This window comes from Komagataeibacter saccharivorans (assembly GCF_003207825.1).
GTDB classification, from domain to species: Bacteria; Pseudomonadota; Alphaproteobacteria; order Acetobacterales; family Acetobacteraceae; genus Komagataeibacter; species Komagataeibacter saccharivorans.
The window spans coordinates 21,901-35,578 of the sequence record NZ_NKTY01000001.1 but is presented as its reverse complement, the minus strand read 5'-3'; the positions used below and the strand labels follow the sequence as shown (position 1 = coordinate 35,578).

At 62.1% G+C, this 13,678-nt stretch carries 13 protein-coding genes; all 13 read left to right on the top strand.

Annotated elements, in window-relative coordinates; translation table 11 throughout:
• Positions 1-2: 2 nt before the first annotated feature.
• The 13 genes from CFR79_RS00150 to CFR79_RS00090 all read left to right on the top strand — a co-directional run bounded on the left by CFR79_RS00150 (position 3) and on the right by CFR79_RS00090 (position 13,442).
• Positions 3-581, top strand: a complete 579-nt coding sequence (locus CFR79_RS00150) for a NuoB/complex I 20 kDa subunit family protein (RefSeq protein ID WP_102323316.1) — start codon at positions 3-5, stop codon at positions 579-581.
• A complete protein-coding gene (locus CFR79_RS00145) occupies positions 574-1,245 on the top strand; it encodes an NADH-quinone oxidoreductase subunit C (protein WP_102323317.1) in 672 nt (223 codons plus the stop codon). Before CFR79_RS00150 ends, CFR79_RS00145 begins: the two co-directional genes overlap by 8 nt.
• 7 nt (positions 1,246-1,252) lie before the next feature.
• Positions 1,253-2,509: an NADH-quinone oxidoreductase subunit D gene (locus CFR79_RS00140; RefSeq protein WP_102323318.1), complete on the top strand. Its 1,257-nt coding sequence runs from the start codon at positions 1,253-1,255 to the stop codon at positions 2,507-2,509.
• Between the two features lie 5 nt (positions 2,510-2,514).
• Positions 2,515-3,165, top strand: coding sequence for a complex I 24 kDa subunit family protein (locus CFR79_RS00135; protein WP_102324161.1), 651 nt, complete (start codon positions 2,515-2,517; stop codon positions 3,163-3,165).
• Positions 3,166-3,169: 4 nt separating this feature from the next.
• Positions 3,170-4,495 carry an NADH-quinone oxidoreductase subunit NuoF gene (nuoF, locus tag CFR79_RS00130; RefSeq protein ID WP_102323319.1) on the top strand — a complete coding sequence of 442 codons (1,326 nt, stop codon included), beginning with the start codon at positions 3,170-3,172 and terminating at the stop codon, positions 4,493-4,495.
• A 5-nt stretch (positions 4,496-4,500) separates the two neighbouring features.
• Positions 4,501-6,567, top strand: coding sequence for an NADH-quinone oxidoreductase subunit NuoG (gene nuoG, locus CFR79_RS00125; RefSeq protein WP_110546361.1), 2,067 nt, complete (start codon positions 4,501-4,503; stop codon positions 6,565-6,567).
• Between the two features lie 4 nt (positions 6,568-6,571).
• The gene (nuoH, locus tag CFR79_RS00120; RefSeq protein WP_102323321.1) at positions 6,572-7,594 is read left to right on the top strand and encodes an NADH-quinone oxidoreductase subunit NuoH; all 1,023 of its coding nucleotides are present in this window, start codon (positions 6,572-6,574) and stop codon (positions 7,592-7,594) included.
• Entirely contained in the window at positions 7,594-8,082 is a 489-nt protein-coding gene (gene nuoI, locus CFR79_RS00115; RefSeq protein WP_102323322.1) for an NADH-quinone oxidoreductase subunit NuoI, read from the top strand. Before nuoH ends, nuoI begins: the two co-directional genes overlap by 1 nt.
• Before the next feature lie 78 nt (positions 8,083-8,160).
• A complete protein-coding gene (locus tag CFR79_RS00110) occupies positions 8,161-8,934 on the top strand; it encodes an NADH-quinone oxidoreductase subunit J (RefSeq protein WP_110546358.1) in 774 nt (257 codons plus the stop codon).
• A complete protein-coding gene (gene nuoK, locus CFR79_RS00105; RefSeq protein WP_102323324.1) occupies positions 8,927-9,250 on the top strand; it encodes an NADH-quinone oxidoreductase subunit NuoK in 324 nt (107 codons plus the stop codon). The genes CFR79_RS00110 and nuoK overlap by 8 nt, the downstream gene beginning before the upstream one ends.
• Positions 9,251-9,255: 5 nt before the next feature.
• The gene (gene nuoL / locus CFR79_RS00100; protein WP_110546355.1) at positions 9,256-11,196 is read left to right on the top strand and encodes an NADH-quinone oxidoreductase subunit L; all 1,941 of its coding nucleotides are present in this window, start codon (positions 9,256-9,258) and stop codon (positions 11,194-11,196) included.
• A 26-nt stretch (positions 11,197-11,222) separates the two neighbouring features.
• Positions 11,223-12,647 (top strand): NADH-quinone oxidoreductase subunit NuoN, encoded by a 1,425-nt coding sequence (gene nuoN / locus CFR79_RS00095; protein WP_110546353.1) that lies wholly within the window; start codon positions 11,223-11,225, stop codon positions 12,645-12,647.
• Between the two features lie 3 nt (positions 12,648-12,650).
• Positions 12,651-13,442 carry a biotin--[acetyl-CoA-carboxylase] ligase gene (locus tag CFR79_RS00090; RefSeq protein WP_110546351.1) on the top strand — a complete coding sequence of 264 codons (792 nt, stop codon included), beginning with the start codon at positions 12,651-12,653 and terminating at the stop codon, positions 13,440-13,442.
• Positions 13,443-13,678: the final 236 nt, after the last annotated feature.

Sequence of the window (13,678 nt, the reverse complement as noted above, 5' to 3'; positions counted from 1 at the left end):
CAATGGGCAACGATACATCCGGGCCTGGTCGGCCTGCGGACAGCATCGCCTGGAATCGTGAAATGCTGCCGCCGGGGGCGGAGCAGGACGCCGTAATCAAGGGCATCACGGGCGAGATTACCGAAAAGGGCTTCGTGGTCGCGAATCTCGACAAACTGGTGAACTGGGGCCGGACGGGCAGCCTGTGGCCCATGTCCTTCGGGCTGGCCTGCTGCGCGGTGGAAATGATCCACGCCTACATGCCGCGCTACGATCTGGATCGCATGGGCATCATCCCGCGCGGTTCGCCCCGCCAGTCGGACGTGATGATCGTAGCGGGTACTCTGACCAACAAGATGGCCCCCGCGCTGCGCCGGGTTTACGACCAGATGGCCGAACCGCGCTGGGTCATCTCCATGGGGTCATGCGCCAACGGGGGCGGGTATTACCACTATTCCTACTCCGTCGTGCGGGGCTGTGACCGGATCGTGCCGGTTGATGTGTATGTGCCCGGCTGCCCGCCCACGGCGGAAGCGCTGATCTACGGCATCATGCAGCTTCAGAAGAAAATTCGTAGGACAGGGACAATACGCCGTGGCTGAACCAGCAAACACGTCCCCATCGGCGGTGGTGCCGTACGCAGTGTCGGGTGGGCTGGGGGCCATCACCTTCCACCTGTCCACACGGGTTCCGGGCATTATTTCCGCCGGTCTGGAAAAGGGCGAACTGGTGGTACGCACCACACGCGACCGGCTGCTGGCGCTCATGCTCATGCTGCGTGACGATCCGCAATTTGCCTGCCAGCAGGTGATGGACATTTGCGGCGTGGACTTTCCCGACCGGCCTGAACGGTTCGATGTAGTCTACAACCTGCTGTCCGTTACCCATAACCACCGTATCCGCGTGATCGTGACCACTGACGAGACGGCTCCCGTCCCGTCAGTGCACCAGATCTGGCCCGCCGCGACATGGTGGGAGCGCGAGGCCTACGACCTGTTCGGTATCCTGTTTACCGATCAGCCCGACCTGCGGCGCATCCTGACCGATTACGGCTTCGAAGGGCATCCGCTGCGCAAGGACTTCCCGCTGACCGGATATGTGGAGATGCGGTACGACAGCGAACGGCGTCAGGTTGTCTATGAACCCGTCGATCTGGTGCAGGACTTCCGCAATTTCGATTTTGAATCGCCATGGGAGGGAATCCTGACCCTGCCGGGCGATGAAAAGGCGCATGCCAGCCGCCAGAACATGAAACGACAGGGGTAGGCGACAGATGAGCGACGTAACCCTTCGTAGCGATGCCGCTGTTCCCGACTCACTCCTGCCGGAGGACGATACCGGCGAAGTGCGGCGGCATGTGGTGGAAATTGATTCCCACGCGCTTAATTTCGGTCCCCAGCATCCATCCGCGCATGGCGTGCTGCGGCTTGTGCTGGAAATGGAGGGCGAGGTTGTCGCCCGTGCCATTCCGCATGTCGGCCTGCTGCATCGCGGCACGGAAAAGCTGATCGAATACAAGACCTATCCCAAGGCGCTGCCGTATTTCGACCGGCTCGACTACGTCTCCCCCATGTGTGAGGAGCAGGCCTTCGCGCTGGCGGTTGAAAAGCTGCTGGGGATCGAGGCCCCGGACCGCGCGCGCTGGATACGCGTCATGTTTGCCGAGATCACGCGCATTCTGAATCATATCCTCAACCTGACCTCCTTCGGGCTGGACTGTGGCGCACTGACGCCTGCGCTGTGGGGGTATGAGGAACGTGAAAAGCTGCTCGAGTTTTATGAGGCAGCGTCCGGCGCGCGTTTCCACGCCAACTATGTCCGTCCCGGCGGTGTCTCGCGTGACCTGCCCGCCGGGCTGGAAGAGCGTATCGCGGACTGGGCCACGACCTTCCCGCGCTGGATCGACGATCTGGAATCGCTTCTGACCAACAACCGCATCTGGAAACAGCGCACGGTTGGCATTGGCGTGTTCACGACCGAACAGGCGTTGGCCTGGGGGTTCAGTGGCCCATGCCTGCGGGCTTCGGGCGTGCCGTGGGATCTGCGGCGCAGCCAGCCCTATGACAATTACGCCAAGGTGGAATTCAACGTGCCGGTCGGCAGGCAGGGTGATTGCTACGACCGCTACCTGATCCGTGTGGCGGAAATGCGCGAAAGCGTCAGCATCATCAGGCAGTGTCTGGAACAGATCCGTCCCGGCCCGGTCAAGGTGCAGGACCACAAGATCACGCCCCCGCCACGGCGCGAGATGAAGCGGTCCATGGAAGCGCTGATCCATCATTTCAAGCTGTTTACCGAAGGCTATCACGTGCCGCCGGGCGCTACTTACACCGTAACCGAAACCCCCAAGGGGGAATTCGGCGTGTATCTGGTGGCCGATGGCAGCAACCGGCCGTATCGCTGCAAGATCCGGCCCACGGGTTTTTCCCATCTCCAGGCAATCGACGAGATGTCGCGCCGGCACATGCTGGCTGATGCCGTGGCCATTATCGGATCGCTGGATCTGGTTTTTGGCGAGATTGACAGGTGACCGACATGTCCGTCCAATCCGACGCGCCACAGGGCGCGGAACCGACCCATTTCGCATTTGATGAGGACAGTGAGCGCCAGATCGCCACGGTCCTTGCCAAATATCCGCCCGAGCGCAAGGCAAGCGGGGTGCTGCCGCTACTGTATATCGTGCAGAAACAGATGGGCCGCGCGACCGGCAGCGCGTGGATACCCCGCGTGGCCATGGATGTGGTGGCCGAACGGCTGGAAATGGCGCCGATCCGGGTTTACGAGGTCGCGACCTTTTACCTCATGTTCAACACCACCCCGATCGGTCGGTATCACCTGCAGGTCTGCACCACCACGTCATGCTGGCTGCGTGGTTCGGATGATGTAACGGCGGCGTGTAAGGCGGCTACCGGCATCACCAGTTTTGGCGAAACCAGCAAGGACGGCCTGTTCACCCTGACCGAGGTCGAATGTCTGGGGGCATGCTCCAACGCCCCGATCCTGCAGGTTGACGATGATTATTACGAGGACCTGGACGGCCCGCGCACGCTTGAACTGATCGAGGCCCTGCGCCGGGGCGAACGGCCCACGCCCGGCCCGACCATCGCGCGCATGGCCTGCGCCCCGGCGGGTGGACGCAAGGTCCTGCGCGAAGATGCGGTGCAGAAGCCGCAGGGGCAGGAGTAAGGTCATGCTTCAGGACAAGGACCGCATCTTTACCAACCTGTATGGCCAGAATGACTGGAAGCTGGCAGGTGCCCGTGCCCGCGGCGACTGGGACAATACGGGCGCGATACTGGCGCGCGGGCGCGATGCCATCATTAACGAGATGAAGGCGTCCGGCCTGCGTGGCCGGGGCGGGGCGGGTTTCCCCACCGGCGTCAAATGGTCGTTCATGCCCAAAAAGAATGATGGGCGACCGCATTACCTGGTCATCAATGGCGATGAGTCGGAACCCGGCACCTGCAAGGACCGCGAAATCCTGCGCCATGACCCGCACAAGCTGGTGGAAAGCGCGCTGATCGCCTCTTTCGCCATGGGTGCGCATACGGCTTACATCTATATCCGTGGCGAATTCTATAACGAGGCCCGTCATCTCCAGCATGCCATTGACGAGGCATATGAAGCCGGACTGATCGGGAAGAACGCCTGCGGGTCGGGCTGGGATTTCGACTTTTATATCCATCGCGGCGCGGGTGCCTATATCTGCGGGGAAGAAACCGCCCTGCTGGAAAGTCTTGAGGGCAAGAAAGGCCAGCCGCGCATGAAGCCGCCTTTCCCGGCGGCGATGGGGCTGTATGGCTGCCCCACTACGGTCAACAATGTGGAAAGCATTGCAGTTTCCGCCACCATCCTGCGCCGTGGCGCGGCATGGTTCGCCGGGCTGGGGCGGCCCAACAACGCGGGTACCAAGCTCATGGCCATATCGGGTCACGTCAACACGCCCTGCGTGTTTGAGGAGGAGCTGGGTGTCCCGATGAAGGACATCATCGAAAAGCATGGCGGTGGCGTGCGCGGCGGGTGGGATAACCTGCTGGCGGTCATACCTGGCGGCTGTTCGGTACCCATGCTGCCGCGTGACGTGTGTGAAAACGTGCTGATGGATTACGACAGCCTGCGCGCCGAGGGGTCCGGCCTCGGTACCGGCTGCATGATCGTGATGGACAAATCCACCGATATCATCGCGGCCATCGCGCGGTTCTCCAAATTCTTCAAGCATGAAAGCTGTGGCCAGTGCACGCCGTGCCGCGAGGGCACGGGCTGGATGATGCGCATCATGGACCGCATGGTGCAGGGCCGCGCGGAAATCGAGGAAATCGACATGCTGGAGCAGGTCACCCGGCAGGTGGAAGGACACACCATCTGCGCGCTGGGCGATGCGGCGGCATGGCCGATCCAGGGGCTGATCCGCCGTTTCCGCCCGGTGATGGAAGAACGTATCCACGCCTACAAGGCGGCGCATGGCGGTAGCCGGACCGTACAGGTTCCGGCTGGCATGAATGAAGCGGCGGAGTAGGAACAATGGTGAAAGTAACCGTTGACGGTATTCCCGTCGAGGTCGCGGCAGGTTCCAGCGCCCTTCAGGCGTGTGAGGCGGCGGGCAAGGAAATCCCGCGTTTCTGTTATCACGAACGCCTGTCGGTGGCGGGCAACTGCCGTATGTGCATGGTCGAGGTCTCGGGCGGGCGCAAGCCAGTCGCCTCCTGCGGGTTTCCCATAAACGAAGGCATGCAGATCTTCACCGATACGGAGGTGGTGCGTCGCGCCCGCCGCGCGGTGATGGAGTTCCTGCTGATCAATCACCCGCTTGACTGTCCGATCTGCGATCAGGGCGGCGAATGCGACCTGCAGGATCAGGCATTCGGTTATGGCGCGGACCATACCCGTTACCATGAAAACAAGCGCGCGGTGACGGACAAGTATCTTGGCCCGCTGGTCAAGACGGTCATGACACGGTGCATCCAGTGTACGCGCTGCATCCGGTTTTCCACCGAAATCGCGGGCGTTCCGGAACTGGGCGGTATTTCGCGCGGGGAAAATCTGGAAATCACCAATTATGTTGAAAAGGCCCTGACATCCGAACTGTCGGGCAACCTGATCGATATCTGCCCCGTCGGTGCGCTGACTTCGCAGCCTTACGCATTTACCGCGCGGTCGTGGGAACTCAAGCGCACGGATTCAATCGATGTGTGCGACGCGGTAGGCACCAATATCGTCATGCAGGCCCGTGGGGCCGCCGTGCTGCGCATCGTGCCGCGCATCAATGACGAAGTGAACGAGGAATGGCTGGCGGACAAGGGGCGCTTTGTTGTGGACGGGTTCCGCCGCCGCCGTCTGGACCGGCCTTGGGTGCGGGTGGATGGCAGGCTCCAGCCCGCAAGCTGGCAGGATGCGTTCGCCACCATCGCCACACGGCTGAAGGATGTGCCGGGCCAGCGTATCGGCGCGATCGCGGGCGACATGTGCGATGCGGAAAGCATGATGGCGCTGAAGGATCTGATGGAAACATTGGGTTCGCCCAATATTGACTGCCGTCAGGACGGGGCGAAATACGATACTTCACGCCGGGACTTCTATACTTTCAACACAGGTATCGCCGGGATCGAGGATGCGGATGCCCTGCTGATCGTAGGCTCCATTCCCCGGCAGGAAGCGCCCGTGCTGAATGCGCGTATCCGTAAACGCTACCTTGCGGCAGGCCGGGGTGGTTTTCCCATCGGCATGATCGGCGCGCCCAATGCCGATCCGACATACGCAGTGGATGTGCTGGGGCAGGGGCCGGACGCGCTGGCGGCCCTTGCCGACGGCACGCATCCGTTTGCCGATGTGCTGGCGGGCGCAAAAAAACCGATGATCATTGTCGGCCATGGTGCGCTGACCCGCCCGGACGGGCAGGCGATTGCGCGTGCATGCTGGGATCTGGCGGCGAAGGTCGGGGCGATCAGCCCGGACTGGCATGGGTTCAATGTCCTGCATACGGCGGCAAGCCGGGTGGCGGGGCTGGATCTTGGTTTCCTGCCCGGCCCACAGGGGCGTGATGTCGCGGGCATGCTGGATGGCGGCGTTGACGTGCTGTGGCTGCTGGGCGCGGACGAGTTCCCGACCGATCGTATCGGGCCGGAAACCTTCGTCGTCTATCAGGGGCATCATGGCGATGCGGGTGCCGCGCGGGCGGATGTGATCCTGCCGGGCACGCTTTATGCGGAAAAGCCGGGCACCTACACCAATACCGAAGGGCGCGTGCAGGAAGCGTTCCGCGCGGTCATGCCGCCGGGTGATGCGCGTGAAGACTGGCGCATCCTGCGGGCCTTTTCCGAAGTGGCGGGCCGCAAACTGCCGTACGATACGCTGGAAGCCCTGCGCGCGCGCATGGTGCAGGCCAGCCCGGTATTCGGGCATGCGGCATGGAGCCGCCATGGCACATCGGACACCACGGCACCCGATGCGGGGACGGTTCCGGTGTCGGATGCGCCGCTTCGGCCGGTCATATCCGATTATTACCTGACCCACGCCGTGTGCCGCGCCAGTCCGACCATGGAAACCTGTTCGGGGATTTACGTGCACCCCGCCATCGAGGCTGCGGAGTAGGGACATGGCTGATTTCTTCTTTCATACCGTCATCGGCCAGATCCTGCTGATCGTGCTGGAATCCCTGGCGGTGCTGGTGCCGCTGCTGCTGGGCGTGGCGTATCTGACCCTGGCCGAACGTAAGGTCATGGCCGCGATGCAGTTGCGCAAGGGGCCGAATGTAAACGGCCCGTTCGGCGTGCTGCAGGCTTTCGCCGATGCGATCAAGATGCTGACGAAGGAGACGGTCATCCCGTCTGGTGCAAACAGGATGCTGTTCCTGTTCGCGCCGTTCCTGACCTTCTCGCTGGCCATGGTGGCGTGGGCGGTGATCCCCACGGGGAACGGGCTGGCCATCGCCAACATCAATGTGGGTGTCCTGTATCTGCTGGCGATTTCCTCGCTGGGTGTTTACGGCATCCTGATCGCGGGCTGGGCGTCCAATTCCAAATACGCGTTTCTTGGCGGGCTGCGTTCGGCGGCGCAGATGGTGTCGTATGAAGTGTCCATCGGGCTGGTGATCGTATCGGTCCTGCTGGCGGTGGGCAGCCTCAACCTCAATGACATCGTGCTGGCGCAGCGCCATGTCTGGTTCTGCCTGCCGATGTTCCCGATGTTCATCGTGTTTTTCATCTCGGCGCTGGCCGAGACCAACCGTGCGCCCTTTGACCTGCCGGAAGGCGAGAGCGAACTGGTGGCGGGCTTCTTCGTCGAATATTCAGCCCTGGCATTCGGCCTGTTCTTTCTGGGCGAATACGCGAACATGTTTCTCATGTCCGGCATGGTCAGCATCCTGTTCCTTGGCGGCTGGCTGCCGCCGCTGGGCATCGCGCCCTTTACATGGATACCGGGGCCGCTGTGGCTGATCGCCAAGATCCTGTTCTGCCTGTTCGTGTTCATCTGGGTGCGCGCGACATTCCCCCGCTATCGCTACGACCAGCTCATGCGGCTGGGGTGGAAGGTGTTCCTGCCATTCTCGCTGGCGTGGATGGTGCTGAGCGCGGGATTCCTGATGGTAACGGGCCTTCTGCCCGGAGGAGCAGGCTAATGGGTACATTAAGCAAGGCCGCCCGCTCCATGCTGCTGTCCGAACTGGTGGCGGGCATGAGCGTGACGCTGAAGGCGTTTTTCAAGCCGAAGGCCACGATCAACTACCCTTATGAAAAGGGCGTGCTTTCGCCACGCTTTCGTGGCGAACACGCATTGCGCCGCTACCCCAACGGGGAAGAACGCTGCATTGCGTGCAAGCTGTGCGAGGCGACATGCCCCGCGGAAGCCATCACCATCGAGGCCGAACCGCGCGATGACGGCTCCCGCCGCACCACGCGCTACGACATTGATATGACCAAGTGCATCTATTGCGGCCTGTGCGAGGAAGCCTGCCCGGTCGATGCGATTGTCGAAGGGCCGAATTATGAGTTCGCGACCGAAACCCGCGAAGAACTTATGTACAACAAGGACAAGCTTCTGGCCAATGGCGACCGCTGGGAAAGCGTTCTCGCCCGCAGGCTCGAGCTTGATGCCCCGTACCGCTGATACCGCACGGCGGACCGCGCGCAGGCCGTGGCCGCCATGCCAGCAGGAGGAAACATCCATGCGGCAGGAAGCTCACCCATGATGACCCAAATCGTCTTTTACGTTTTCGCGGCGGTTCTGGTCCTGTCCGCCACCATGGTGGTGTGCGCCCGTAACCCCGTGCATTCGGTGCTGTTCCTGATTCTGGCGTTCTTCAACGCGGCGGGGCTGTTCCTGATCGCGGGGGCCGAATTCCTGGCGATGACGCTGGTTATTGTCTATGTCGGCGCGGTCGCGGTGCTGTTCCTGTTCGTGGTCATGATGCTTGATGTCCGCTTTGCGCAGATGCGTGAAGGCGTGCAGCGTTACGCCCCGATCGGGGCTGCGGTTGGTGGCGTGCTGCTGGTGGAACTCATCATGGCGTTCACCCACTGGCGCGTGGCGGGCAATATCGGGCAGATCACGCATCTGGTTCCGTCCTCGCCCACCCGGACCAACACGGCGGCGCTGGGGGATGTGCTCTACACCCACTATATTTTCCTGTTCCAGACCTGCGCGCTGGTGCTGCTGGTGGCCATGATCGGCGCGATCGTGCTGACCCTGCGCGACCGCCCGACGGGCCGCAGGCAGAACATCGACCGCCAGCACGACCGCATACCCCAGGAATCGCTTGAAATGCTTCAGGTGCCGCTGGGGGCCGGGGTCGCGGCACAGGGCGGCTTCCTGCGCCCGCATGACAGCTACGATGTCGCCGCCGTGCCCGGCACCTACGGGACGGAAGCATGGCGTGCGCGCGAGGCTGCGGAACAGACACAAACCGCGCTGGTGGTCATTACCCCGGCGCAAGGCGCGAAAGGACAGGACGATGAATAGCGCGATTGAGGGGATCGGCCTTGCGCCCTACCTGAGTGTTGGCGCGATCCTGCTGGTTCTGGGCGTGTTCGGCATTTTCCTGAACCGCAAGAACGTCATCATCATCCTGATGTCGATCGAGCTGATCCTGCTTTCGGCCAATATCAATTTCGTGGCGTTTTCAGCGGCTACCGGCGACCTGTCGGGGCAGGTGATGACCCTGTTCGTGCTGACCATCGCCGCGGCGGAATCCGCCATCGGTCTGGCCATTGTCACGGTGTATTTCCGTAATCGCGGCTCGATCGAAGTCGACGATATCACGATGATGAAGGGGTAAGGAAAATGCAGACAGCATCCTTCCTTTTTGAAGTGGCGGTGTTCGCGCCCCTGATCGGGTTTCTTGTCGCCGGGTGCTTCGGTCACCTTATGGGGGACGGGGCCGCGCGTTTCACGACCATCGCCTTCATGACGTGTGCGGCACTTGCCGCGATCGGCGTGCTGGGGTTCGAGATGGGCGGCGGCATGAACACGGTTATCGTGCCCGTGGCCGACTGGGTCCATGCGGCGGGTTTCCGGGCGGACTGGCAACTGCGCATGGATGCGCTGTCGGTCAGCGTGGTGGCCATGGTCACGGTGGTCTCCCTGCTGGTGCATGTGTACAGCGTGGGTTACATGGCGCATGAGAGCAGGCCGGTTTTCCGCTTCTTCTCCTATCTGTCGCTGTTTACGTTTGCCATGCTCATGCTGGTTACGTCCGACAATCTGCTCCAGCTCTTCTTCGGCTGGGAAGGGGTGGGGCTGGCGAGTTACCTGCTGATTGGCTACTGGTACGACCGTCCGTCCGCCTGTGCCGCCGCCATCAAGGCATTTGTGGTCAACCGCGTGGCGGACCTGTTCTTTCTTGTCGGCATCTCGCTCATCTTCATCCGTCTGGGCAGCGTGTCCTATGATGACATCTTTGCCGCCCTGCCTGCACATGTGAACGACACGTTCCAGCTTTTTGGCACGCATCCGCTGCTGGAAGTCATCGCGACGCTGCTGTTCATCGGCGCGATGGGTAAGTCGGCGCAGTTGTTCCTGCATACATGGCTGCCTGACGCGATGGAGGGACCGACCCCGGTTTCCGCCCTGATCCATGCCGCGACCATGGTGACGGCGGGCATCTTCCTTATGGTGCGGATGTCGCCGCTGGTGGAACTTGCCCCCGTCACGCGCGACCTGATCGTGCTGATCGGTGGAACAACCAGCTTCTTTGCCGCGACGGTGGGGCTGGTGCAGCCTGACATCAAGCGCACGATCGCCTATTCCACCTGTTCGCAGCTTGGCTACATGTTCGTGGCGGTGGGTGTAGGGGCCTATCAGGCGTCCATGTTCCACCTGACCACACATGCGTTCTTCAAGGCGCTGCTGTTCCTTGGCGCGGGCTGCGTGATCCATGCCGTTCACGATGAACAGGACATGTTCCGCATGGGCGGGCTGTGGCGCAAGATCCCGCTGACCTACATTGCCATGTGGATCGGCAGCCTTGCGCTGGCGGGTATCTTCCCCTTTGCCGGGTACTGGTCCAAGGATGCGATCCTTGAGGCCGCATGGATGTCGGGTAATGGCATGGGCCATTATGGCTGGCTTATGGGCTGCATCACCGCGTTCCTGACCGCGCTGTATAGCTGGCGCCTGATCTTTCTGGTGTTTCATGGCCGGCCGCGTGACGGGCATCTGTATGAAGGCGCGCATGAAAGCCCGCCATCCATGATGCTGCCGGTCGTGCTGCTGTCCTTCGGTGCCGTGGTGGCCGGTCTGGCGCTGGAACCGCTGTATATCGGCGCGCGTCATGCGGCATTCTGGAATGGGGCGATTGCCGGTGTGCCCGGTCAGTCCGTGATCGACCGTCTTGAACAGACGCCGGGCTTCATCGCGCTGGTGCCGACATTCGCAGCCGTGCTGGGTATTGCGGTCGCCTATGTCTGCTACGTGGCAAGCCCCGGTATTCCTGGGGCACTCGCCCGCAGCCTGCGGCCGCTTTACCTGTTCCTGCTGAACAAATGGTATTTCGACGAACTGTATGATGTGGCGATCATCCGCCCGTACCGTGCCCTTGCACGCCTGTTGTGGAAGGGCGCGGATGAAGGTGTGATCGAGGCCATTCCCGAAGGACTGGCCCGCCTGACATCCGGCAGTGCGGGACAGGCGGTGCGGGTCCAGACCGGCTCCATCGCGGTTTACGCCTTTTCCATGCTGATCGGCCTGGTGGTGCTACTGTCCACCATGCTGTTTTACCGCTAACCCCAAGGATGTCAGGGCCAATACCGATGAACTGGACACTTGCTCTGCCTGAAATCGTGCTGGCCCTGTCGGGGCTGGCCATCCTCCTGGCCGGGGTGATGCAGAAGCGTGGGCAGGCTTTCTTTTCCTGCGCGATGATGACGCTGCTGGCCTTTGTCGTGACGGGGGTGCTTGTCGTAATTTCGCCCGATGGCACGGGCTACAGCCATGTTTTCATCAATGACGGCTTTGCCCGCTTCATGAAGGTGCTGAGCCTGACGGGCGCGGCACTGTCACTGGTGCTGAGCGTGGGTTATGCGCGCGAAATGGAAATCGACAAGTTCGAATTCCCGGTGCTGATCCTGTTTTCCACGCTGGGGGCCATGATCATGGCGTCCTCTGGCAATCTCATGACGCTGTTTGTGGGGCTGGAGCTTTCGTCCCTGTCCATCTACATCCTGTGCGCCTTCGCGCGTGACCGGGTGGGGGCGGCTGAAGCGGGGCTGAAGTATTTTGTGCTTGGCTCGCTCGCGTCGGGCATCCTGCTCTATGGCATTTCACTGGCTTACGGCTTTGCCGGGACGCTGGAATATGCGGGTCTGCAACAGGCCGTGCGTGGCAGCGCCGTGCTGCCTGCGGGCCTTATGGTGGGCATCGTGTTCGTGCTGGTGGGGCTGTGCTTCAAGCTGTCGATGGTGCCGTTCCATATGTGGACGCCGGATGTATATCAGGGTGCCCCCACATCGGTGACCGCCTATATGGCCGGCGCGCCCAAGATCGCGGCCTTCGCCGTGCTGCTGCGTGTCATGGCCGGTCCCTTCGGCAGCATGACGCCACAATGGCAGTTGCTGATCGAAGTGGTATCCGCCCTTTCCATGGTATTCGGTTCGCTGGCGGCGATCCCGCAGGGGAACATCAAGCGGCTGATGGCCTATTCCTCCATCGGGCATATGGGTTACGCCATGATCGGCATGGCCGCCGGTACGGCGGAAGGCACGCGTGGCACGCTGGTCTATCTGGTGACATACCTGTTCATGAATGTCGGCGCATTTGCGGGCATTGTCGCCATGCGCCGCAATGGCCGCGCCGTAACCCGTATCAGCGATCTGGCCGGTCTGGGCCGTACGGACCCCGGCATGGCGCTGGCGATGGCGATATTCATGTTCTCCATGGCCGGGGCGCCGCCGTTGGCCGGGTTCTTTGGCAAGCTCATGGTGTTCTATGCCGCGATCAACGCGCATCTTTACGCGCTGGCTGCAATCGGTATCGTAAGCAGCGTGATCGGGGCGTACTACTACATCCGCATCGTCAAGGTCATGTTCTTTGATACCGCCGTCCCGGCGCTGGACCGGTCTCCTGTTTCCGTCTCGTTCGTGTCAGTGGGAATGGGGCTGGTGACGGTGTTCTTCGTGGTGGGGCTTGGTCCCGTCGCCACGGCGGCACAGGCGGCGGCTTCCGCATTGTTCAGGTAAAGCATGACCCATATCCCGGCCCGTCCTTCCATCCGTTCCATTCCCCGCATGGGTGGTGGGGCGTGGCTGCTGGAGGTGCATGACCGGCTGGGATCGACATCGGATCTGTGCCGGGAGCGGCTGGATGCGGGGCAGGGCGCCAACGGTGTCGCGATCCTGGCCCTGAAGCAGACTGCGGGGCGTGGCAGCCGGGGGCGGGAATGGTCCGATCCCGGTGGCAATCTGGCCCTGTCCGTCATGCTGATGGGGCAGGGGGCGGATGATGTGCCTGTGGGGTTGTGGCCATTCATCGCGGGGCTTGCGCTGTATGACGCGGTTGCGGATTTTCTGCCTGCCGGGCACCGGCTGGAACTGAAATGGCCCAATGATCTGCTGCTGGATGGCCGCAAGATGGCGGGTATCCTGATCGAGACCGGCAGCGCCGGAGGTATCGCCTGGCAGGTTATCGGAATGGGGGCGAACCTGCGCTGTGCGCCTGTTATCGCCGGTCGGGATGTGGCCTGTCTGGCTGAATGCGGGGGGGATGTGCCGACTGCCCCCGACATGGCGCAGGTTCTGCTGCGCAGGCTGGATGGCTGGCTTGCCTGTCATGCGGCGCAGGGGTTTGGGGCAATCCGCACGGCATGGCTTGAACGCGGGCATCCGGTAGGCACAAAGATTGATGTAAAGGCAGGAAACCGGCAGTTCAGCGGCACTTTTGCAGGTCTGGCCGATGATGGAATCCTGCTTTTGCACACGGCGTCCGGCCCGGTCCGGGTCGTAACGGGCGAGGTGCTTCTGGCGCCCCGCGGATGATAATAATCCAGCCCGACCACCGAAAGAGATTTGAGTCAGCGGCATTACATGATAATCCCATACAGGATTTGTTAGCGTAGGTCCGCAAACCTGCGTCGGTGTCGAGCACCATTTTCAGCCATCCGGTCCCCTTGGGGCAAGGAATGGGAAGATGGACAGGTTCCACCACGCAGCGCGGCGCGCATACCGGCCTGAGGCTGGTGACTGACGGTATTCTTGGCCCTGAACGGGCTGAC